Consider the following 986-nt stretch of genomic DNA (forward strand, 5'->3'; position numbering starts at 1 on the left):
GTTGTTATTAAAGCACAGAGTCCTACTTTTATTGCGGACGATGGACCACATTACGCCTCACATAATGACGTAACACTGTCTGAAATTATAGAAAAGACCTTTAACGATTACGACAAGTCTAAATTAGACGTATTAATACAACCCAACAACACCTCTACTCTGCACTACTCTGTACAACACAACGAAAGCGCTTACGATTATGCCAGCCGTCTTGCAGCGCAATATGGAGAATGGTTTTATTATAACGGGACACAACTAATCTTTGGGAAACCAGAAAACCAGGAATTGAGCCTAACTTACGGTTTCGATTTAAAAGAATACAATTTAAACCTCATGCCACAATCGCATAATTACAAGTATTATGCAAATGATTATTTATTAAGCGATGTGCACGAAAAAGACTCTAAAGACATTACTGCAGGAGCAAACGGTTACAGTGGTTTTGTGTCTAACAAAGCAAATACCATTTACAATAAACAAACCAAGGTGTGGCACAACCTCTATAACGACCCAAAAGCTAAACAACGTTTAGATAGTAGTATTGAATTGCAAAAAAAGGCTATTGAAATACAGCAAGTAAAACTTAATGGTGTTAGCGATAATCCTGGTGTTAAATTAGGGAATATTGTAAAAATTGAAGGTGCCAATTACAGAGTTACAAGCATCACCCACTCCAATAGAGAAAATGGCGATTACCAAAACCGGTTCGAAGCAGTTACAGCAGAGTTTGATGCCTACCCAAACACAAACATAAATGCGTTTCCTAAAAGCGAAACACAAACTGCCATAGTTATGGAAAACGCAGATCCAGAAGGCTTAGGCAGAATACGCGTACAATTTCCATGGCAAAAAGAATTAGGAGAAATAACACCTTGGATACGTATAGTAACACCTCATGCTGGTGGCGACAAAGGCTTTCATTTTGTGCCAGAAATCGATGAAGAAATTTTAGTGGGCTTCGAAGGTGGTAATGCAGAACATCCTTA

General features: G+C 38.2%; 1 protein-coding gene. It reads left to right on the forward strand.

What is annotated here, in order from left to right; all coding sequences use genetic code 11:
- Positions 1-986, forward strand: a 986-nt coding sequence (locus ACVC43_RS00115) for a phage baseplate assembly protein V (protein WP_452222541.1), incomplete at both ends; no start/stop codon positions are given.

It is taken from the genome of Lacinutrix chionoecetis, assembly GCF_053604665.1.